The sequence below is a fragment of the Tabrizicola sp. T46 genome, from assembly GCF_057219895.1.
Genome location: NZ_JBXVVV010000001.1, coordinates 152,735 through 173,172 on the forward strand (window position 1 = coordinate 152,735; position 20,438 = coordinate 173,172).

A 20,438-nucleotide genomic window follows, 5' to 3' on the forward strand; every position below is an offset into this window, starting at 1 on the left:
CTTGATCCGCGCCGACCTGGCCCAAGCCCAAGAATTTTCGACGAAAATTCCCGGGTCCCCGGCCGGGCAGCGGAAAAAACCGCCGGCGGTGCAAATTCCCTCTTGCGGCCCCCGGCGCCGCGCAATAAATCACCCCTCGTCCAACCGGCGCGGGCGTAGCTCAGGGGTAGAGCATAACCTTGCCAAGGTTAGGGTCGTGAGTTCGAATCTCATCGCCCGCTCCAGTTGGGACCATCCGACAAGGCCGCCTTCGGGCGGTCTTTTCGTTTTCGCCGGCCCTGATGCAGCAAATCCGTTGTCCCCGGCACCTTTGACACCAAAAACGATTGCCGTTCTTCATCTGCGCGTGACCAATGGCGCGAAGTGTCATCTGCTGCGCCCAAACGAAGGGAATCGAGCCATGGCGGAAGAGGATCAGCACGCGAAGGCCGAAGCGGGGCAGCCGCTTCTGACCCTGGTGCTTGCCCTTGCGCTGGTCCTGATGGTCGGCTGGCTTCTGGTCATCGGCAAGGGCGTGATCCTGCCGATCATCCTTGCGATCATCGCGGTCTATATCCTGACCACGGCGGCCCAGGCGCTCCGGCGCCTGCCGGGCCTGCGCCGCGTTCCGGTGATCCTGGTGCACGCTCTGGTGCTGCTCTTGTTTGCGCTGATCCTCGTGGCGCTTGGCCTTGTCGTCTCGATGACCGTGAACGACCTCGTGGCCGCGATGCCGCGCTACCAGCAGAATCTTGAATTGCTGGCTGACTCTGTCGCCAACATGGCCGGGATGGACAGTCCGACCTGGGACGAACTCGTCGACATGACCCTTGGAAACCTGAACTTCCAGGCCCTCACCCTGCGCATCCTGGGCGGGGTCTCCAGCCTGGGCCTCCTGTTTGTCATCGTGCTGATCTACTCGGGATTCCTGATGATCGAGCGGCGCACCTTCGCCGACAAGCTGGCGATCGCGCTGCCGCACGGCGACCGGGCCGAGCGCACCTGGCGCCTCCTCAGCGAGGCGAACGGCAAGATCGGGGACTACCTGGCGATCAAGACGGCGGTCAACGTCATCCTCGGCGCGCTGTCTTTCGTCATCCTGTGGTACATGGGCATCGACTTCGCGGTCTTCTGGGCCGTGATGATCGGACTTCTGAACTATATCCCCTATGTCGGGTCCGCCGCGGGCGTCATGCTGCCGGTTATCCTGTCGCTGGCCCAGTTCGGCTCGCTTGGGACATCTGCGGTGCTTGGAACCCTCCTCATCGCGGTGCAGACCTACGTGGCGAACGTTCTGGAACCGCGGATGATGGGCCGCGCGCTGAACCTCAGCCCCTTCGTCATCCTCGTGGCCCTTGCCATCTGGTCCACGCTCTGGGGCCTGCCCGGCGCGCTGCTTGCCGTGCCCCTGACCGCGATGCTGGCGATCCTGTGCAATGCCTTCCCGGCCACCCGCTTCATCGCCGTTCTGATCTCGAACACACCCGAGCGTGACCCGGCCAGCTGACCGCGCCGCAACGCCTTGCAGGATTGTGCCGATCTGGGGCTTGCCCCATTGGGTCCAAGGGTTTACCAGCCCGTTGAACTCAGGACGAAAGGCCCGCCCATGCGCAGCGCCGAGATCACCCGCAAGACCGCCGAGACCGAGATTTCGGTCACCGTCAACCTTGACGGCACAGGTCGCTATGACTGCAGGACCGGCGTCGGGTTCTTCGACCATATGCTCGACCAGCTGGCCCGGCACAGCCTGATCGACCTCACGGTGCGCGCCAAGGGCGATCTGCACATCGACGACCACCACACGGTCGAGGATACGGGCATTGCCCTCGGGCAGGCCTTGGCAAAGGCGCTTGGCGACAAGGCCGGCATCCGCCGCTACGGCCATTTCGCGCTCGCGATGGACGACGCGCAGGTCACGACCGCGCTTGACCTTTCGGGCCGGCCCTATTTGGTCTGGAACCTGTCCTTCCCGACCCCGAAGATCGGCAGCTTCGACACCGAGCTTGTGCGCGAATTCTTCCAGGCGCTGTCGACCCACGGCGGGATTACGCTCCATGTCGACCTCACCCACGGCCTGAACAGCCACCACATCGCCGAGGCGGCGTTCAAATCCGTCGCGCGCGCCCTGCGCATGGCCGTCGAGATCGACCCCCGCCTCGGCGGCGCGCTGCCGTCCACGAAGGGCGCGCTCTAGCCCATTCTTCGTCCCCAAATATCACCGCCGGAGGCTCCGCCCTCTCCGCCAACCCGCCGGTCCAAGATGCTCACCGTCCTAGTCGACTACGATTCCGGGAACCTTCATTCCGCCGAAAAGGCCTTCCAGCGCATGGCGATGGAGGTTGACGGCGGCGAGATCCTTGTCACCTCCCGCCCCGAGGATGTCGCCCGCGCCGACCGGATCGTCCTGCCCGGAGACGGCGCTTTCCCGGCCTGCCGGGCCGCCCTTGGCAGCTACGGCGGGCTTTACGAGGCCATCGCCGAAGCGGTGACCATGAAGGCCCGCCCCTTCCTCGGCATCTGTGTGGGCATGCAGATGCTCGCCTCCCGTGGCCATGAGTACCGCGAGACCGCGGGCTTCGGCTGGATCCCCGGCGACGTCGTGCGGATCCATCCGACCGATGCGACGCTCAAGGTTCCGCATATGGGCTGGAACGACCTGGTGATCGACCGCCCGCACCCTGTGCTCGCCGGGATCACGACGGGCGATCACGCCTACTTCGTCCACTCCTACCACTTCCGCGTCGCCGATCCTGCGCATCTCCTGGCGCATTGCGACTACGGCGGCCCTGTCACGGCCATTATCGGCCTCGACACCATCGTCGGCACCCAGTTCCACCCCGAGAAAAGCCAATCCGCCGGCCTGCGCCTTATTGCAAATTTCCTGCGCTGGAAGCCCTGAAAGAGCGGTCTGCTACCGGATTTCTTTCCATTTTCGAACGACTCGACCATCGATTGCGACCAGTCCCAGCACAATCAGCCCGAACCCTGCCAGATGCTGGGGCAGAAGCCTCTCGCCCAGGAACATTGCGCCAAGGACCGTTGCGCTGACCGGGATCAGGAAGGTGACCAGGAGAAGGTTGGTCGCCCCGGCCGAGGCGAGGAGCCTGAAATAGATCAGATAGGCCAGCGCCGTCGACAGCGCCGCGATCCCTGCGACCGCTCCGGCCACCCGGGCCCCGGGCCAGCCCAGAATCCAGGGCGCGTCGACCCATAGCCAGAGCGGCAACAAAAGCAGCGCCGCCGCCGTGACCTGCCCGAAAGCCGTCGCCAGGGGCGCAACGCCCAGCCTTCGGAACCGTCGCCCCCAAACCCCGGCGCAGGCATAGGACAGTGCCGCGACAAGGCAGAACAGCTTTGCCGCAAGCGCACCAGAGAGTTCGGCCCCCGCCATCATCACAACGACCCCGAGGAATCCGAACCCGAGGCCCACCGCCTTTGCCGGCGTGATCTTCTCGTCCCGCGTCGCGGCATGCGCCACCAGCACGGTGAAGAGCGGCGTCGTCGCATTCAGGACCGAGGCCAGCGCCCCGCTGATCTCGCCCTGCGCCAGCGCGAAAAGCGTGAAGGGCACCGCGTTGTTGAGAAAGCCCATGACGACCATCGCCGGCCAGACCTGCCGCGCCGGAAGCGCCATGCCGGACAGCCGCAACACCCCGAACAGGATAACCGCCGCCAGCGCAACCCGCAGCCAGACGATCGTCAGCGCGGGAAGTCCCTCCAGCGCCACTTCGACGAAAAAGAACGACCCTCCCCACAGGATGGAGAGGGTCACGAGAAAAAGCCAGTCCGGGCGTGCCATTGCGAGATCTCCTTCGCTCCGGACGCTGTCCGGACCAAGGGCCTCGGGCAACCCGATCCTTGCGCTTACTTCACCCGCGCCCAGGTCCCGCCGTCGCGGCAGATCCCAAGAACGCAGCCCCGCACCTTCAGGCTGTCGCCCGAAAGCGTCATGTCACCGCTGTAGGTCTTGTCCCGGTCGGGCGAATAGATCTGCCCGTCGTCATAAAGCCCGTCCGCCTTGGCCACCATGTCCCAGACGATCTGCCGCCCCACATTCGGGCTTTCGATCGGCTGACCCTCGCCGTTGAAGGCCTGGATCAGCGTGCCGCAGAACGCCTGCCCACAGGGCTTGATCTCGACATGGCCGAAGTTGCCGTTGTCGTCCTTGCGGGTCTGCCAGACACCCTCGACGGGGTCGGCCAGGGCAGCGGTTCCGAATGTCGCGACGAGTGCGGCGATAAGATAGGTCTTCATGGGGTCCTCCTCCCGGAATGATGCGTCAGGCTTTGCCAAGGATCGCCTGCCGATCAAGCGTGACGTCGGGTCGCGACCCGGACCTTTCCTTTCGCTCCGCCCCATGCCAAAGACGCGCCGACCACGAGAGAGGCGCCGCCCATGATCCTTTACCCCGCGATCGACCTGAAGGATGGCCAATGCGTCCGCCTCCTGCGCGGCGAAATGGCGGCGGCAACCGTCTTTGGTGATGACCCCGCCGTCCAGGCGCTGAAGTTCCAGGCTGCGGGCTGCGCATGGCTCCACCTTGTCGACCTCAACGGCGCCTTCGCGGGCCAACCGGTGAACGGGGCGGCGGTCGAGGCGATCCTGAAGGCGATCAGCGTCCCCGCCCAGCTTGGTGGCGGCATCCGCGACATGGCCACCATCGCGATGTGGCTGGAAAAGGGCCTTGCCCGGGTCATCCTCGGCACTGTCGCGGTCGAGAACCCGGCGCTGGTGCGCGAGGCCGCGCGCGCCTTCCCCGGAAAGGTCGCCGTCGGCATCGACGCCCGCAAGGGCCGCGTTGCGACCAAGGGCTGGGCGACCGAAACCGACATCCTCGCGACCGACCTCGCCCGCTCCTTCGAGGACGCCGGCGTCGCCGCGATCATCTACACGGACATCGACCGTGACGGCGCGATGCAAGGCCCCAACATCGAAGCGACCGAGGCGCTGGCCCGCGCGGTCTCGATCCCCGTGATCGCAAGCGGCGGCGTCAGCCGGATGGAAGACCTGATCGCGCTCCGCGATACAGGCGTCATCGCCGGGGCGATCTCGGGCCGGGCGCTCTATGACGGGGCGATTGATCTGGCCCAGGCCCTCAAGGCGCTAGGCTGACCCGGCGCGAGCTCGCCATATCAGCCGCCCAAGCCAGACCAGCGACAGAAGGCAGGTAACGGCCGCCACCACCACATTTGCGCCAAGCGTCCCCCAGCCCTGCGCCCAACCCAGCTGGGCCAGCGCGACCGCTACGGCTGGCGCGATCAGCACCAGCGCATGGTGCCAGACGGGGACAGGCCGGCCGAGCGGGACAGGGCCCCCGGGCTGGCCCAGCCGCCGCATGGTCCACCACAGAAGCGCCATGACCAGCGGTAGAAGCACCCGCAACGGGTTGAGGTCCGCCATCCCCTGCGCCACCCAGACGGCCAGCGCGATCCCGGGCGCGATCCAGAGCACCACCCTGGGCGGCTGCGGCAGGTATCCGATCCGGTCGAGCACCACCTGCGCCAGCACGACAAGGCATCCAAAGCCGATCAGATACAACGCCAGCACGGCACGGCCCGGCAAGACGTCGGCTTCGCTGGGCCAGTATTGCGCCCAGAAGGCCGATGCCAGCCCTAGGGCACCCCAGATCAGCGCCATCCGCAGCGGGCCCAGCGCCCTCGCCGCCCGGCCAAGGCCAAGGACCAGCCCGCCGCTGATCAGCGCGTGCCAGGCCAGGGGTGTCCAGACCCAGAAGAACGGCAAGGGGTCGTAGATCGTGCCGACGATCACGCCTTCGGCCATGTAGCCCATGACCGCCCCGCCCAAGAAGGCCGCAGGCAAACCCCGGAGGCCGGACAGGATGACCAGGCTCAGCCCCACGCCGCTGGCGATGGAATAGGCGACGACCGTCAGGACAAGATCGGACGGACGGAGGTTCTCTGGCGGGATGAACCAGAACATGTTCTCCCCCGCCCAGACGGCGATGATGCCGCAGGCAAGGCAGGCCAGCACATAGCGCAGAGTCTCCATCGCCCCCCGCCCGCTTGCGTTCCGGCCAGCCTAGCGCCGGTCCGCCGGACGGGCCAAGCCCCGCATCACCGCTCCTCGTGCAACTTCGTCTTCTCGTCGCAAGGCCAGCGAGGAGGGACGAAGTCACCGACAAGCGCCCCCGGGATCAGTCCCAGGGCTGCGGCCCCTCGGCGCTCATCTGTCCGAACACATTCTCCCGATGCCAGCGCAGGCAGCGCGGATTCGGCCAATCACGCCTCTCGGCCGGCAGGACCAGCCTGCGCCCGGCACGATCAGCCGGTCGATCACATCCCCCGGCACCTTGTTGCGCGACACAAGGATGCTCCAGTCCTCGGCCACGCTGACGAGACCCCGGTCAAACATCCAGTGCAGCGTGCCGGACAGCGCCAGACCGTTGTGGACGGCATCGCTTCCCTGCCGCTCGACCGGGATGATATGCGCCGCGTTCACCTCCGGCCGTCCGCCGCCGTTGCGAAGGCGCAGTCCCGACATGGCACAGCGGTAGTCATAGGCCTCGCGCACCTTCCTTCGGAACGCGACATCGCGATAGGGACGGCTCGTCAGGCGTTCGATCACAGGGCGTTCGAAGGGGATAACCGGGTCGTCAAAGCCAGCGGCAGCGGGATCGTAGGCCCGCGCCTCGATCCGCTCCAGATCGTCGGGCAGGCCCCGTCGGACGATTGTAGCGAACTCGGCCTCCGGCAGGCGGCGCACGGCGGATTGGACAAGCCCGCCCGACTTCGGGCCTCCGTCCGGCTCCTGAAGCGCCGTCTCGAAGGGTCGCCCGTCCAGAAGGCGCGGCACTTCGCGGTCGAGGGCAGGTAATCCTCGATCAGCGCGAGAAACCGCCCTTCCTCGCCCGGTTTCGGGATCACCGCCGCGATCTTCGCCACCGCGAAGTAGCCCCGAGGTCCGGCTTTCGTCGGCTCGTAATGGACCACCCAGTCGCCCACGCCCTCCTCGACCGCCTTCAGATACTGACGGGGGAAGTCATAGCGCGCATCGGGCAGGTCGTCGTAGATCGACCCTGCCTTGTGCAGCAGAACAAGCTTGGTCATGGCCCCAGGAAATCCGACCCCGGCGGAAAAGCAAGCCCGATGGCGGCCCGGTGGGCTCAGATGGCAGCGTGGACAAACCTTGCCAAAAGGTTAATGAAATCTGCTATCATATTGATTAACATAAAATATCCAGACTTGACCACTGTGGTCACCACGCCGCTGCAATCCCGCTTGCTTTTGACGCCCGCCCGGGCCATTCCTCCGCCCATGCTCAAGACCCGCATCATCCCCTGCCTGGACGTGGCCGATGGCCGCGTCGTGAAGGGCGTCAACTTCGTCGATCTCGTCGATGCGGGTGACCCGGTCGAGGCCGCCAAGGCCTATGACGCCGCCGGGGCGGATGAGCTTTGCTTCCTCGACATCATGGCGACGGAGGACAACCGGGCGACGATGTACGACCTCGTCACCCGCACCGCCGAGCAGTGCTTCATGCCCCTCACCGTGGGCGGCGGCGTCCGCACGCCCGAGGATGTGCGGAAGCTTCTTCTGGCCGGGGCCGACAAGGTCAGCTTCAACTCCGCCGCCGTTGCCGACCCCGACGTGGTGGCCCGTGCCGCTGACAGGTTCGGCAGCCAATGCATCGTGGTGGCGATCGACGCCAAGACGGTCGAGCCCGGTAAGTGGGAGATCTTCACCCACGGCGGCCGCCGGGCGACAGGGATCGACGCGGTGGAGTTTGCCCGCACCGTGGCCGCGAAGGGGGCGGGGGAGATCCTGCTCACCTCGATGGATCGCGACGGCACGAAGCAGGGCTTCAACATCCCCCTGACCCGCGCCATCGCCGACGCCGTCGACATCCCGGTCATCGCAAGCGGAGGGGTCGGGACGCTGGAGCACCTTGTCGAAGGCATCACCGAGGGGCATGCCTCAGCCGTCCTCGCCGCCTCAATCTTCCACTTCGGCACCTTCACCATCGGCGAGGCCAAGGCCCACATGGCCGCCGCCGGCATCCCCGTTCGACTGACGTGAGGCCGACATGAGCCTGGAGACCCTCGCCGCCACGATCGCCGCCCGCAAGGGGGCCGACCCGGAAACCTCCTGGACCGCCAAACTGCTGGCTAAGGGGCCAGAGAAATGCGCCGAGAAATTCGGGGAAGAGGCCGTCGAGGCCATCATCGAGGCGGTGAAGGGCGACCGCGCCCGCCTGATGGCCGAGGCGGCGGACGTCCTTTACCACCTTCTCGTGATGCTCGCCTCACGCGATGTGACCCTTGCCGAAGTCATGGCGGAACTCGAGCGCCGCGAGGGTACCTCGGGCATCGCCGAAAAGAACGCGCGGGGCTAGGCGCGGCGGAGCCTCACAGCCCCAGCCTGGGAATCTCGATCGCAGGGCAGCGGTCCATCACGACCTTCAGCCCCGCGGCGCGGGCGCGGTCAGCGGCGGCCTCGTCGATCACGCCAAGCTGCATCCAGACCACCTTGGCTCCTGCGGCAATCGCCTGATCCACCACGGCCCCGGCCTCTTCGCTGCGGCGGAAGATGTCGACCATGTCGACCGGCCCGGCCTCGGCCAGGCTTGCAACAACGGTTTCGCCCAAAGCCTCTTGCCCGGCCTGTCCCGGATTGACCGGGATCACCCGGTAACCGCGGCGCTTGAGGAAGGCCGCAACCCCGTGGCTGGGCCGGTCGCGCTTCGGTGACCAGCCGACGACCGCAATCGTTTTCGCGCTGCTCAGGATGTCGCGGATCTCGCTGTCGTCGGTCATCAAGTCACCCGATGAAAAAGGCGCCCAGAGCTAGCCCTGAGCGCCAAGTCGCGGAACGAGGGACAGTGAAGTCAAGGACGGGGTTCCGGCCCGTGCCTCCACACTGACATGTAGGAAGGGGCCAGCCACCGTTAAAGACCTGTCGCAGAGTTGTGATCACTTACGGCTGGCCGCATAGAGCGACACGGCGGCAGCGTTGGAGACGTTCAGGCTGCCGAAGGCCCCGGCGAAAGGGATCCGGGCCAGCACATCACAGGTCTCGCGCGTCTTTTCCCGAAGGCCCGGACCTTCGGCGCCAAGGACAAGGCCGATGGGCCTGCCACCCACGCCGGCGACCGCAGCCTCGAGAGTCACCGGAGCCTCGCCATCAAGCCCGATCAGCGTGAACCCCATATCCTTCAGGGCCTCCATCGCCTCGGCAAGGTTGGTCACCCGCAGGTAGGGCTGCCGTTCGAGCGCCCCGCTCGCAGTCTTCGCCAGGGCCCCGGTTTCCGGGGCCGAGTGGTGCCGTGGTGCAATCACCGCGCGGGCGCCGAAGACTTCGGCCGACCGCAGGATTGCGCCGACGTTGTGCGGGTCGGTCACCCGGTCGAGAAGGACGACCAGGGGCAGGCCCTCGCCCGCGGCGCAGACGTCCTGGAACCGCCCCCAGTTCAGGGGCCGGACCTCGACTGCCGCCCCCTGGTGGACCGAGCCTTCGTCGATCGGCACGTCGAAGCGGCGCGGCTCCACCACTTCCGGCACCATGCCTGAGGCCGCAACGGCGTCTTCCAGCTTGTCGAGCGCATTCTTCGTCAGGACCAGCCGCAGCTTCTCGCGCCGGGGGTTGGCAAGCGCATCGCGCACCGCGTGAAGGCCGAAAAGCCACAGCGTTTCGCGCGCCTCGGCCTTCTGGCCGCGCTCTTTCTCTACCACCCAGGCCGGCTTCTTTCCGCCCGCTGCCATTGGCGACCCCTTTGAAATTCCGGCCCGGACAGTGCGTCAGCCGCTTGCCCCGATGCAAGCTGAAAAGCACCCCACCGGCGTCGCGTTCTGCCCTTGACGCCCCCCGCCCCCTTGGTTACACGACCCCCCGGCGGGCGACGAGCTGCAAGGTGCGGCAGGGGACTGTAACTCCCCCGGGGCGACCCATGCCTGGTTCGATTCCAGGGTCGCCCACCAGTCTCCTCATTTTGGCATGATCGGTCGTCCGGCAGCAGTACCTCCGGATCGAGGAGTATTCGTGACTCCTATCGCATCCCGCTATCCGCACTCTGATGTAAACAATTGATATTAATTGATTATTGTGCGCCCTGTGCGCCAAGCGGAAAGTGCCTCTTGCCAGATGCCGGCCTTTGCGGCACCCCTGTCCCATGCAAGCCTTCCTGAATGTCGAAACCTCGCTTACCGGCTGCCGATGGGCCGGCCCCGATGCGGCACAGGACCGGCTGGCCGAGGCTTTGACCCAGCAAACCGGGCTTCCCCTGCCCCTGTGCCGGGTCCTTGCCGCCCGCGGGGTCGCGCCCGAGGCTGCCCCGGGTTTTCTTGCCCCTTCGCTGCGCGATCTTCTGCCGGACCCCCTGACCCTGCGGGACATGGCACCGGCCGCCGAACGCCTGCTTGCCGCGGTCAGGCAGAGGGAGAGGATCGCCGTCTTCGCCGACTACGATGTCGACGGGGGTGCCTCGGCCGCCCTGCTTCTGGTCTGGCTGCGCCATTTCGGACTGGCTGCCACGCTCTATATCCCCGACCGGATCGACGAAGGCTACGGGCCGAACGTCCCGGCGATGGAGGCCCTTGCGGCGTCACATGACCTGATCCTATGCGTCGATTGCGGCACCCTTTCACATGGCGCGATTGCCGCGGCGGCAGGGGCTGATGTCGTGATCCTGGACCATCACCTTGCGCTTGAGACGCTGCCGGATGCCCTTGCGATCGTGAACCCCAACCGTCAGGACGAGGATGGCGCGCTGGCCCATCTTTGCGCGGCAGGCGTGGTGTTCCTGCTTCTGGTCGAGGCCAATCGCCGCCTGAAGGCCGAGGGCGCGCCGGTGCCGGACCTGATGGGCCTCTTGGATCTGGTGGCCCTTGCGACCGTGGCCGATGTCGCCCCGCTGGTCGGGGTCAACCGGGCCTTTGTCCGGCAGGGTCTGAAGATCATGGCCCGCCGCGAAAGGCCGGGCCTGCGGGCCCTTGCCGATGTCGCGCGGATGGACCAGGCCCCCACGGCATATGCCCTGGGCTTCCTTCTGGGGCCACGGGTCAATGCGGGCGGCAGAATCGGGCAGGCCGATCTGGGCGCGCGGCTTCTGGCGACCGCGAACGAACAGGAAGCCTCGGCCCTTGCTGCGCGTCTGGACCAGCTGAACTCGGACCGTCGCCTGATCACCGAAGCGGTGCGCGCCGAGGCCCTTGCCCAGGCAGAGGCGCGGGGGCTGGATGGCCCGCTTGTCTGGGCGGCGGCGGATGGCTGGCATCCCGGCGTGGTCGGGATCGTCGCGGCCCGGTTGAAAGAGGCGTCGAACCGCCCGTCGGTAGTCATCGGATTCGAGGGCGATACGGGCAAGGGCTCGGCCCGGTCGGTTCCGGGCGTTGACCTTGGGGCGGCAATCCAGCGGCTGGCGACGGAAGGGATGATCACGAAGGGCGGGGGTCACAAGATGGCCGCCGGCCTGACACTGACCCGCGCGCAGTTGCAGCCGGCGATGGCGCGGCTTGGCGAGCTTCTGGGCCGGCAGGGGGCTGGTGCGGCCGGCCCGAACGAACTGTGGATCGACAGCCTGCTGACGACCGGGGGCGCAACCGTCGCGCTGGTCGAAGAGATCGAGAACGCCGGTCCCTTCGGATCGGCTGCCCCGGCGCCGCGCTTTGCCTTCGCCGATGTCGCCGTCAGCACCCGGCGGATCGGGGAAAGCCATCTGAAGCTGACGCTGTCGGATGGCAGTGGGCCGGGTCTTGATGCGATCGCCTTCGGCGCATTCGACGGCCCGCTTGGCCCGGCGCTCGAGTCCGCAGGGCATCGGCGGTTTCATGTTGCCGGCAAGCTGGAACTGAACCATTGGAACGGCCGCACGCGGGTGCAGCTTCGGCTGGATGACGCTGCCTTCGCGTGATGCAATTTCACCGCAAGATTCCCCTTGCAGAACCCTTGGAGCCGAATTAGACACCCCCCCATCGACAGCGCGGCCCGTTCGTCTATCGGTTAGGACACCTGGTTTTCAACCAGGTAAGAGGGGTTCGACTCCCCTACGGGCTGCCACTTCACCAACATGTCAGATGCGCGCGCCATAGCTGAATGGTCGCGCGCTTGATTGTTTGGCGCTACTTCATAAAGTGCTGAAAAGTCTTTTTTGAGGTCCCCGCCGTGATGCATTCCCTTCGCCTGTCGGCGCTCGCCGTCCTTGTCTCCTTCCCGTTTGCCGCCCATGCCACCAGCTGCAGCGACACAGGCGGCCAGTACGAGGCCTGGAAATCCGAGATGGCCGCCGCGGCAAAGGCGGAAGGGGTCGGCAAGCGCGGGATCGCGGCGCTGATGGACAGTTCGTATTCCAAAGCCACGATCGGGGCGGACCGCAATCAGAAAAGCTTCAAGTACAGCCTCGACAAGTTCATGCAGGTTCGCGGGGCAGACGCCATCGTCTCGCAGGGGCGCAAGCGCAAGGCGAAGAACCCGGAGTTCTATGCCTCGCTAGAGGCGCAGTATGGCGTGCCCGCCGGCGTGATCATCGCGATCCACGGGATGGAGACGGGCTTTGGTGGCTTCATGGGCGACACCAACGTGGTCTCGGCCATCGCCACGCTGACCTATGACTGCCGACGCTCGGACTTCTTCCGCCCGCATCTGATCGGCGCACTGAAGCTGGTGGACCAGGGCTCGATCTCGGCCGCCACGGTGGGTGCAAAGCATGGCGAGCTTGGCCATACCCAGTTCCTGCCGGGCAACGCCCTGACCTACGGTGTCGACGGAAACGGTGACGGCGCGGTGGATTTCTATAACCTCACCGATGCGCTGGCCTCGACCGCGAACTTCCTGCGGCAGAAGGGCTGGAAACCGGGCAAGGGCTACCAGGAAGGCGAGCCGAACTTCGAGGTGATCCGGCAGTGGAACGCCGCCAAGGTCTACCAGCAGGCGATCGCGATCATGGGAGCGAGAATCGACGGCTGACAGCGCGCCGGATTGTGCCGCAAAGCACAAGTCCCACAGCCACTTACCATGAGCCTTGTTTCAGGCAGGGCACGGCCATGTGACTGGCCTTCACCCAAAGCTTCGGTTTGATGGGGCGCACATTCAACCGAGGTTTCCATGCTGCGCTCCATCGCCGCCATCGTGCTTCTGACGACATCCGCCCATGCCCAGACCCCTGACGCGCTCAGCGGGATGACCTGGAACGAGATCGTCGCCGAGGCGCGCGGCGATACCGTCACCTGGTTCATGTGGGGCGGGTCGGACACGATCAACGCCTATGTCTCGGACCACGTGGGCGCGCGGCTGAAAGCGGAGTATGACATCACCCTGAACCGCGTGCCGATCACCGATGCGGCGGATGTGGTGAACATGGTCCTGACCGAGAAGGAAGCCGGGATCACCGAAGGCGGCGCGGTCGACCTGATCTGGATCAACGGCGAGAACTTCCGGTCGATGAAGGAGGCGGGCCTTGCCTTCTGCGGCTACACCGGCATCCTTCCGAACGACACACTGGTGGACTGGGAAAACCCCGCCATCGCCAACGATTTCGGCGTGCCTGTGGACGGGTGTGAGGTGCCCTGGAACACCGTCCAGTTCGCCTTCGCCCATAACAGCGCCACACTGCCCGAACCGCCGCAGGACATGGGCGCGCTCCTTGACTGGATAAAGGCCAACCCCGGCCAGTTCACCTATCCGGCCCCGCCGGACTTCACCGGATCGGCCTTCGTGCGCCACGTGTTCCTGCATGCCGCAGGGGGGCCGGAGGCGCTGCTTGGTCCCTTCGACAAAGCCCGCTTTGACGAAGTCGCCGCGAAGACCTGGGTCATCCTGAACGAGATCGAACCCTATCTCTGGCGCGAGGGTGCGACTTACCCCACCACGGTCACCCAGCTGAACGAGCTTTACGCCAATGGTGAAGTGGCCTTCACCTTCAACTATGACCCCGCGCAGTTCGGTCTTGCCGTAGATGCCGGGATCTATCCGGAAACCACCCGTTCCTTCGGGCTGGCGGACGGCACGATCGGCAACACGAACTACACGCTGATCCCGTTCAACGCGTCGAACAAGGCGGCGGCGATGGTGGTGCAGAACCTGCTTCTTTCGGGCGAAGAGCAACTGGAAAAGGCGAAGACCGAAGTCTGGGGGGCCTCGCCCGCCATCGACATCCAGCGGACCTCGCCGGAGGTTCAGGCCGGTTTTGCCGCGATCAAGGCGCACCCTTCCGTGGTGCCTGCATCCGAGCTTGCCAAGGCGGCCTTGCCCGAGTTGCAGGCCGACTGGCTGACCGCCATCGAAGAAGGCTGGAAGGCCTCGGTCGGCAACTAGGCCGGCCCTCACTGCGTGACGCACCTTGCGCCTCTTGGCTGAAGCCGTCACCCTTCCCGGTGCAAGGGAGGCGTTGCCGTGACGCAGAGGACCCGCATCATCCTGCTTCTCGCCCCGGCTGTCCTGCTGCTTGGGGGGCTGTTCCTGTCGGCCCTTGGGTTCGCGCTGGTGCGGTCGCTGCGCTACATGCCGGCGATCGGTCTGACCGAGCCGGACCTTCAGGCCTTCGCGGCGGTTCTTGGCGCGCCGGGGTTTCTTGCGTCCCTCGGTCTGTCCCTCTGGATCGCCGGGGCGTCAACGGTGATCTCGGCCGCCATCGCCCTTGGGGCTGCCCTCCTTTTGCGGCAAGCCTTCGCGGGCCGGTCGCTGATCGCCGTTCTCTTCCAGCTGAACCTTACGGTGCCGCATCTCGTCGGGGCGCTGGGGATCCTTTACCTTTTCGCGCAGTCCGGAAGCTTTGCCCGGCTGGCCCATGCCGCTGGCCTGATTGCTGCACCCGCGGAGTTTCCGGTGCTGACCCATGACCCCTACGCCATCGGGATCATCCTGAGCTATGTCTGGAAGGAGGTGCCCTTCATCGGCCTGATCCTGCTGGCCAAGCTGCAGACCATCGGGCCAGGGCATGAAGCCGCCGCTCGCTGCCTTGGGGCAAGCCGGGTTCAGACCTTCTTCCATGTCCTTCTGCCGCTGCTTCTGCCCGCGCTCGTTGCCGCCTCGGCGGTAGTCTTCGCATTTGCGCTTGGCGCATATGAGATCCCCCTTCTCCTTGGCGCCCATGCGCCCGAGGCTTTGCCAATCCTGGCCTGGCAGGGCTTTACCGATGTCGACCTTGACCGCCGGCCCGAGGCCTATGCGATGTCCCTCATGATCGCGCTGATCGGGGCGGCGCTTCTGATCGTTTACGCGCGCCTGGCGCTGTCCGGCCGGAGGCGCCCGTGACCGCTGGCAGGATGCGCCTTCTGGCAGGGGGTCTACTGGCCTTTTGGCTTGTCCTGCCGCTGGTCCCCCTTGCGATCTGGTCCTTTGCTCGCGGCTGGCGCTTTCCGTCCCTATTGCCACAGGACTGGACGCTGGAAGCCTGGCATGTCGCCCTGTCGGCAGGGGGCGGCGCTTTGGAGAGTCTGTGGCTGACCATTTTCATCGCAGTTGCTTCGACCGCGCTGGCTGCCCTGGTCGGGGTACCTGCGGGACGGGCGCTTGGACTGCATGACTTCCGCGGCAGGGGGCTGGTTCTGCTTTTGCTTGCGGCACCTGTGATCATGCCCGCCATCGCCGTGGCCCCGGGATTGCACGGCATCTTCCTGCGCCTTGGGCTGACGGGCACGGTCTGGGGCGTCATCCTGGCCCATCTTGTTCCGGTGATCCCCTACATGACGCTGATCATGGCCAGCGTCTTCGCCGGCTTCGACACGGTGCATGAGGATCAGGCCCGGTCGCTTGGCGCGGGGCCCTGGGCCGTGTGGCGCCATGTCACCCTGCCCGCAATCCTGCCGGGGCTGCTGACGGGCGCCCTTTTCGCCTTTCTTGTCTCCTGGTCGCAGTACCTGCTGACCCTGTCGATCGGCGGCGGGCGGGTGCAGACGCTGCCCCTGACCCTTTTCGCCTATGCCAGCGCAGGACGGAACGACCTCGCCGGGGCGATTGCGATCCTTTACATCCTACCCGGAGTCCTGATCCTGCTTGTCACCGCGCGCCGGGTGACAGGCCGGCACCCGGCCCTGGCCGGAGGCGGCTTCCGGTGACCGCCCTTGCCTTGAGGAACGTCAGCAAGACCTATCCGGGCGCCGCCGCACCGGTGATCGACGGGCTGTCGCTACACGTGCCTGCCGGTGGGCTGACGGCCGTTCTTGGCCCCTCGGGATCGGGCAAGTCCACCCTTCTGCGGCTGATCGCGGGGTTGGGTGAGCCTGATGCGGGCGAGATCCTTCTTGGGGATCAGTCGCTTCTCGGCCTTCCGCCCGAACGGCGCAGCGTGGTGATGGTGATGCAGAACGCACCCCTCTTCCCGCACCTGACGCTTGAGGCGAACATCGGCTTCGGCCTTCGCATGCGGGGGATGCCGTCCGCCGATATCGCGGAACGCGTGGCCGCGATGCTGGAGCGCGTGCAGCTAACCGGGTTTGGCCACCGTCGGCCCTCCGAGCTTTCGGGGGGACAGGCGCAACGCGGTGCGCTGGCGCGGGCGCTGATCCTGTCGCCGAAGCTTCTTCTGCTCGATGAGCCCCTGTCGAACCTTGATGCCAGTCTCAGGGACGAGATGCGGGGCCTGATCCGCAGCCTGCAGCGCGACACCGGCACGACCATGATGGTCGTGACGCATGACCAAACCGAAGCAGTTGCCCTGGGTGACCGGATCGCGCTGATCCTGGGCGGGCGGCTGGCGCAGGATGCCACACCTTGGGACATCTACCGCCGCCCCGCATCGGTCGAGGTGGCGCGCTTTCTGGGCGGGGTGAATTTCCTGCCGGGGCATGCTGACGGCGCGGGGTTTCATTGTGCCTTGGGTTGCCTGCCCTTGCCGGCGGCAGCGGCTCATGGCGCGGGCATCCTGACCATCCGGCCCGAGGCGATACGCCTTGGTCTGTCCGGGAATGCCTTTCCGGCACGGGTCCTGTCGGCTGCCTTCCTTGGCACACAGGGGCGCTTCACACTGCAGGTCGGCCCGGTGACACTGGAGGCGCTGACAGCGCCCGACAGCCTCTCGGGCCTGGCGCCCGGAGCCGAGGTGCAGGTCAGCCTTCCGGCCGAGGCCACATGGGTCATTTCAGACACCGGCCGGGAAGGCCGGGGCTGACGGTCACTCCAGCGGTGCCGGCAGAAGGATGGCGCGAGACCTCCCGGCGTGCTTGGCGGCGTAAAGCGCGCGGTCGGCGGCAGCCAGGATGCGTGCCGGATCAGGATTGACCATGTCGACCGCCCGGACGATCCCCACGCTGGCCGAGACCCTGCACGCGGCCCCTTCGAAGTCGATCGGTTCGGAGATCCGCGCGATGATGCGGTCGGCAATCGCCATAAGGACGGCCGGTTCGGTCCGGCCGCTGACGACGACGACGAATTCATCGCCGCCGATGCGGGCGGCGCAGTCTTCGGCCCGCGTCTGGTCGCGCAGGATGTGTCCAACCTCGGCCAGGACCATGTCCCCTGCCGCATGGCCAAGCGTGTCGTTCACCGCCTTGAAGTAGTCGAGGTCGAGATGCAGCAGCCCGAAGGGCGCGCCGGCCTGGCACAGCCGTTCCAGGAACAGGTCCGCCGCCCGCCGATTGCGGAGGCCGGTCAAGGGATCGGTCAGCGCCTCTTCCTCAGCCGCAAGCCGTGCCCCTTCGAGGCGCAGGTTCAGGCCACGCAGCTCGCGCGTGACGGCGGCGTTCGCCTCAGCCAGGTAAAGGAGTTCCATCGCAAGGTCGGTGGCCGCAAAGTCCGTGTCCGTCAGGGCGAACTCCCGCACCGCGGCGATGAGGTCGATGCCGAAGGAGAGGTTGAGCAAGACGTATTCGCCGGCCGAGACGCGCATGCCAAGGCCGCGCAGCCCGATGCGCGAGCCCGCCTTGACCACGAGGCGGATGCGGTCACCGGCAAGGTCAAGAAGCCCGTCAACCGTGTCAGCGCCACCGGGACTGCGCACCTCGAAAAGATCAGCGAACCGCACGCCGGCATGGTCCCCCTCACCAAGGACCTTCGCCAGGGTCGGACCAAGGCTGACCACCCGCTCTTCCCGGTCCAGAAGCAGGTGCATCGGCATGAAGCGGGCCAGCACCTCGGCTGCGAGCGTGCAGGTCAGCTGTAGGGGACGGGTGTCCATGGTCAGCCCTCGGGCCGGGCAAGGTCGAAGCGGCGACCTTCGGCGTGGCTGCGGTCAAGGATGCGGACGGAAATCCGCGCCTCGCCCTCATCCTCGATCAGGCAGAGTGCGCCGTAGTCATCCGCCATCGCGGTCAGGATCCCTACCAGCACCCGAGGCAGCCCAAGCACGCCGGAAAGGCAGCGGATCGCGAACCGGTCGGGGCTGGGTTCGGTCAGGGTCATCTCGGGAAAGCGCAGGTCGGGCATGGCCAGGCGCGCCCGGCCCGGCATTTCCTCAAGCGACAAGAGGAAGTCCGCAAAGGTGGCCCCTCCGAACCGGAGAAGCCTGCGCACGCCTTCGTGGCCAGGGTTCGTGACCAGATAGGTCCCCATGTCTTCCCATATCGCTTCGACCGGACGTCCCAGTACATCTGCCACGCTTTGCGCGACACGGTCGGCTGTGCCGGGATCATAGCGCAGCATCGGCTCGAAAGTCTCGGTCGCAAGCTGGGCCCGGCGGCATGCCGCCTGCCAGACCGCCGCACCGAAGGTATCGCGCACATAGCCCTGCAAAGAGCGCAGCAAGAGCGCATCCATAGCCGTCCCCGTCACCGCTTCCGGGGTCATGCTAGGGTGCAAGGGTTAACAAAGCCCAACCGGGCTACGGCAGGAAGAGAAGGCCGTTCTCGCCGGTGCCAAGCTGGTTGATCGGCGCAGCGGTCAGGGGCGGCGGGGCCGCAAGCCAGCCATCCAGCAACGCCCGCGCTTCGGCCGCATCCGGTTGCCGGCCATCGACCCGCTGCACCCCCCGCGTCGCAAGGCGCCCGGCATCGTCAAGGTATAGGCCGATCACCTCGGCATAAGCCTCGTCCCGGAAGAGAAGCAGGATGGCTTCTTCCCCCGGACGTGCAGGCAGAAGGTCGGCCACGGCCATCAGGCATCCCGGCTGGCCGTCAAGGTCGCGGCGGCAACCCTCGGCCCAGTCGCGCAACAGGAACGCGTCAGCCCCGGCAAGCAGCGTTGCCCGCGTTCCGGCGGCACCTGCCGGCTGGACCGGCATCAGGGCGGCGAGCTCTTCCGCCGCCAGTGCCACGTCAGTGCCGCCCGAAGCATCGGTCCCGGCCAGCCGAGCAGCAAGCGCCTCTTGCCCGGGTTCCTTCGCATGCTCGGCAAGAAGATCCAGCACCTCCTGCCCCGGGTTTCCCCAACGCCGGATCGCCGCGACGTCCAGCTGCTCGACCGCCGTTGTCCCGGCATCAAGCCGGGCCAGCTGATCGCGGGCCGAAATGCGTTCCGCGTTCAGGATCGGCGTCAGCCACAGCCCGGCCACAAGGATCGCCATCAGCGCGACCGCGATGTTGGCCTGCCGGATTCGCGCTTGCCAATCGGCACCACGAATAACGGCCAGCGCGTAGGTCAGCCCATAGCCAAGGGCCAGGGCAGAGGTCAAAGCCGCAAACAGGCGCTCGGGAGTCCAGCCGTGCTGGTCGACGCGCTGCCAAACCGCGTAGACAGCTAGCGCCGCCATGATCGGCAAGATCAGTGCAGTGACCCGCGCCGATTGCAGCAGTACCGGGCTTTGCGTCGCCTCTGCATCGCTTTGCGCCACGTTGATCGAGGTCAGTGAAACCCCTGCCCCGATCATCGTCAGCAGCAGCAGCGTCGGCGACAGCCCGCTGAAAAGCCCGTTCAGCCCCCTGAACGGCAAGGCGAGAAGGAAGACCAGCATCACCCCAAGCACGACAGGCAGAAGCAGACGGAAAAGCCGCAGCACAGGATAAGGGGAAAGCGTCTCGGCCTGTTCGTGGACCATCGCCATCCCCAGCCCGAAGACCGCGCCTGTAAGGACGGCAACGACGATCCAATACTCCAGCAGGTCCGAGATCAGCGTCAGCCCGACGATTTCCAGCACCTGGTCGGACAGGAACACGACACCCCAGAAGATGCCGACGAAGGCGGTTGACGCGACTAGCCGAACCACGATCGCCCAGCTGGCAGAGAAAAGTGCGGCATAGTCCCGCCAGTTTCCAAGCGCCTGAACCTGCAGGAAGGGCACCGGCAAGGTTGCGACCACCAGCGCAGCCAGCACCGAAAGACCCGAGCCGAAGATGCCATCGACGTGCCGCAGCCCGCCCAGCCAGACGAGCGCCGCCGTGACCGCCGCCAACCCCAGCGCACGCGGCAAGGCCTGGCGGAACAGGATCGGACCCGACATCGCAAGCGTCGCCATTCCAGCAGTCAGGATCAGCGCGAACAGGACCACGCCATGACGGTCGCCAAACCAGCCGGCATCGCCCGCCTCGAACACCGCCCAGACCAGAAGGCCCACGACCGCGCCGACCAGCGCCATCCGCCAACGTTCGGCCAGGGGTTCGTCCACGGATTCGTCTCCTTCATGCCTGCCCAGCGTCCGCC

At 66.4% G+C, this 20,438-nt stretch carries 21 protein-coding genes and 3 tRNA genes; 15 read left to right on the forward strand and 9 right to left on the reverse strand.

The window, feature by feature from the left end:
* The first annotated feature begins 149 nt into the window (after window positions 1–149).
* The 4 genes from AC2D9V_RS00770 (at window position 150) to hisH (ending at window position 2,878) form a co-directional block, all read left to right on the forward strand.
* Window positions 150–224 (forward strand) — tRNA-Gly (locus AC2D9V_RS00770).
* 176 nt (window positions 225–400) lie between these two features.
* A complete protein-coding gene (locus AC2D9V_RS00775; RefSeq protein ID WP_484712124.1) occupies window positions 401–1,486 on the forward strand; it encodes an AI-2E family transporter in 1,086 nt (361 codons plus the stop codon).
* A 99-nt stretch (window positions 1,487–1,585) separates the two neighbouring features.
* Window positions 1,586–2,173 (forward strand): imidazoleglycerol-phosphate dehydratase HisB, encoded by a 588-nt coding sequence (gene hisB / locus AC2D9V_RS00780; protein ID WP_484712125.1) that lies wholly within the window; start codon window positions 1,586–1,588, stop codon window positions 2,171–2,173.
* A gap of 66 nt (window positions 2,174–2,239) precedes the next feature.
* Window positions 2,240–2,878: an imidazole glycerol phosphate synthase subunit HisH gene (gene hisH, locus AC2D9V_RS00785; protein WP_484712126.1), complete on the forward strand. Its 639-nt coding sequence runs from the start codon at window positions 2,240–2,242 to the stop codon at window positions 2,876–2,878.
* Between the two features lie 12 nt (window positions 2,879–2,890).
* On the opposite strand, the gene AC2D9V_RS00790 is transcribed toward hisH, so the two are convergent.
* Both AC2D9V_RS00790 and AC2D9V_RS00795 read right to left on the reverse strand, forming a co-directional pair.
* Window positions 2,891–3,778, reverse strand: a complete 888-nt coding sequence (locus AC2D9V_RS00790; RefSeq protein ID WP_484712127.1) for a DMT family transporter — start codon at window positions 3,776–3,778, stop codon at window positions 2,891–2,893.
* 65 nt (window positions 3,779–3,843) lie between these two features.
* Window positions 3,844–4,233 (reverse strand): DUF2147 domain-containing protein, encoded by a 390-nt coding sequence (locus AC2D9V_RS00795; RefSeq protein ID WP_484712128.1) that lies wholly within the window; start codon window positions 4,231–4,233, stop codon window positions 3,844–3,846.
* A gap of 141 nt (window positions 4,234–4,374) precedes the next feature.
* On the opposite strand from AC2D9V_RS00795, the gene hisA reads away from it, so the two are divergent.
* The gene (hisA, locus tag AC2D9V_RS00800) at window positions 4,375–5,091 is read left to right on the forward strand and encodes a 1-(5-phosphoribosyl)-5-[(5-phosphoribosylamino)methylideneamino]imidazole-4-carboxamide isomerase (protein ID WP_484712129.1); all 717 of its coding nucleotides are present in this window, start codon (window positions 4,375–4,377) and stop codon (window positions 5,089–5,091) included.
* Here the strand turns inward: hisA and AC2D9V_RS00805 are convergent.
* Window positions 5,083–5,988, reverse strand: a complete 906-nt coding sequence (locus AC2D9V_RS00805) for a hypothetical protein (protein WP_484712130.1) — start codon at window positions 5,986–5,988, stop codon at window positions 5,083–5,085. The two genes, hisA and AC2D9V_RS00805, sit on opposite strands and share 9 nt — an antisense overlap.
* A 174-nt stretch (window positions 5,989–6,162) precedes the next feature.
* A complete protein-coding gene (locus AC2D9V_RS00810) occupies window positions 6,163–6,792 on the reverse strand; it encodes an HNH endonuclease (RefSeq protein WP_484712131.1) in 630 nt (209 codons plus the stop codon).
* Window positions 6,793–7,253: 461 nt separating this feature from the next.
* Here AC2D9V_RS00810 and hisF point away from each other — a divergent pair, with 461 nt between their 5' ends.
* Together hisF and AC2D9V_RS00820 are read left to right on the forward strand one after the other, a co-directional pair.
* The gene (gene hisF, locus AC2D9V_RS00815; protein ID WP_484712132.1) at window positions 7,254–8,015 is read left to right on the forward strand and encodes an imidazole glycerol phosphate synthase subunit HisF; all 762 of its coding nucleotides are present in this window, start codon (window positions 7,254–7,256) and stop codon (window positions 8,013–8,015) included.
* Window positions 8,016–8,022: 7 nt separating this feature from the next.
* Window positions 8,023–8,331, forward strand: a complete 309-nt coding sequence (locus AC2D9V_RS00820; RefSeq protein ID WP_484712133.1) for a phosphoribosyl-ATP diphosphatase — start codon at window positions 8,023–8,025, stop codon at window positions 8,329–8,331.
* A gap of 13 nt (window positions 8,332–8,344) precedes the next feature.
* Here the strand turns inward: AC2D9V_RS00820 and AC2D9V_RS00825 are convergent, their stop codons facing one another.
* Together AC2D9V_RS00825 and rlmB are read right to left on the reverse strand one after the other, a co-directional pair.
* Window positions 8,345–8,752 carry a CoA-binding protein gene (locus AC2D9V_RS00825; RefSeq protein WP_484712134.1) on the reverse strand — a complete coding sequence of 136 codons (408 nt, stop codon included), beginning with the start codon at window positions 8,750–8,752 and terminating at the stop codon, window positions 8,345–8,347.
* A gap of 156 nt (window positions 8,753–8,908) precedes the next feature.
* Window positions 8,909–9,697, reverse strand: a complete 789-nt coding sequence (gene rlmB, locus AC2D9V_RS00830; protein WP_484712135.1) for a 23S rRNA (guanosine(2251)-2'-O)-methyltransferase RlmB — start codon at window positions 9,695–9,697, stop codon at window positions 8,909–8,911.
* A 132-nt stretch (window positions 9,698–9,829) separates the two neighbouring features.
* On the opposite strand from rlmB, the gene AC2D9V_RS00835 reads away from it, so the two are divergent.
* The 8 genes from AC2D9V_RS00835 (at window position 9,830) to AC2D9V_RS00870 (ending at window position 17,037) form a co-directional block, all read left to right on the forward strand.
* A tRNA-Tyr gene (locus AC2D9V_RS00835) sits at window positions 9,830–9,913 on the forward strand.
* Between the two features lie 191 nt (window positions 9,914–10,104).
* Complete coding sequence (gene recJ, locus AC2D9V_RS00840; RefSeq protein ID WP_484712136.1) at window positions 10,105–11,844, forward strand: single-stranded-DNA-specific exonuclease RecJ; 1,740 nt, start codon at window positions 10,105–10,107, stop codon at window positions 11,842–11,844.
* 71 nt (window positions 11,845–11,915) lie between these two features.
* A tRNA-Glu gene (locus tag AC2D9V_RS00845) sits at window positions 11,916–11,990 on the forward strand.
* Window positions 11,991–12,098: 108 nt separating this feature from the next.
* A complete protein-coding gene (locus AC2D9V_RS00850; protein WP_484712137.1) occupies window positions 12,099–12,896 on the forward strand; it encodes a lytic murein transglycosylase in 798 nt (265 codons plus the stop codon).
* Between the two features lie 138 nt (window positions 12,897–13,034).
* Window positions 13,035–14,243: an ABC transporter substrate-binding protein gene (locus AC2D9V_RS00855; RefSeq protein WP_484712138.1), complete on the forward strand. Its 1,209-nt coding sequence runs from the start codon at window positions 13,035–13,037 to the stop codon at window positions 14,241–14,243.
* 78 nt (window positions 14,244–14,321) lie between these two features.
* Window positions 14,322–15,182, forward strand: coding sequence for an ABC transporter permease subunit (locus AC2D9V_RS00860; RefSeq protein ID WP_484712139.1), 861 nt, complete (start codon window positions 14,322–14,324; stop codon window positions 15,180–15,182).
* Window positions 15,179–15,985: an ABC transporter permease gene (locus AC2D9V_RS00865; RefSeq protein ID WP_484712140.1), complete on the forward strand. Its 807-nt coding sequence runs from the start codon at window positions 15,179–15,181 to the stop codon at window positions 15,983–15,985. The genes AC2D9V_RS00860 and AC2D9V_RS00865 overlap by 4 nt, the downstream gene beginning before the upstream one ends.
* Window positions 15,982–17,037, forward strand: coding sequence for an ABC transporter ATP-binding protein (locus tag AC2D9V_RS00870; protein ID WP_484712141.1), 1,056 nt, complete (start codon window positions 15,982–15,984; stop codon window positions 17,035–17,037). Before AC2D9V_RS00865 ends, AC2D9V_RS00870 begins: the two co-directional genes overlap by 4 nt.
* Before the next feature lie 3 nt (window positions 17,038–17,040).
* On the opposite strand, the gene AC2D9V_RS00875 is transcribed toward AC2D9V_RS00870, so the two are convergent.
* Genes AC2D9V_RS00875 through AC2D9V_RS00885 form a run of 3 tightly spaced genes read right to left on the reverse strand, consistent with a single transcriptional unit; the run spans window position 17,041 to window position 20,403 of the window.
* Complete coding sequence (locus AC2D9V_RS00875; protein WP_484712142.1) at window positions 17,041–18,042, reverse strand: GGDEF domain-containing protein; 1,002 nt, start codon at window positions 18,040–18,042, stop codon at window positions 17,041–17,043.
* Window positions 18,043–18,044: 2 nt separating this feature from the next.
* The gene (locus AC2D9V_RS00880) at window positions 18,045–18,650 is read right to left on the reverse strand and encodes a heme NO-binding domain-containing protein (RefSeq protein ID WP_484712143.1); all 606 of its coding nucleotides are present in this window, start codon (window positions 18,648–18,650) and stop codon (window positions 18,045–18,047) included.
* Window positions 18,651–18,684: 34 nt separating this feature from the next.
* Window positions 18,685–20,403 (reverse strand): DUF4153 domain-containing protein, encoded by a 1,719-nt coding sequence (locus AC2D9V_RS00885; protein ID WP_484712144.1) that lies wholly within the window; start codon window positions 20,401–20,403, stop codon window positions 18,685–18,687.
* Window positions 20,404–20,438 lie beyond the last annotated feature (35 nt).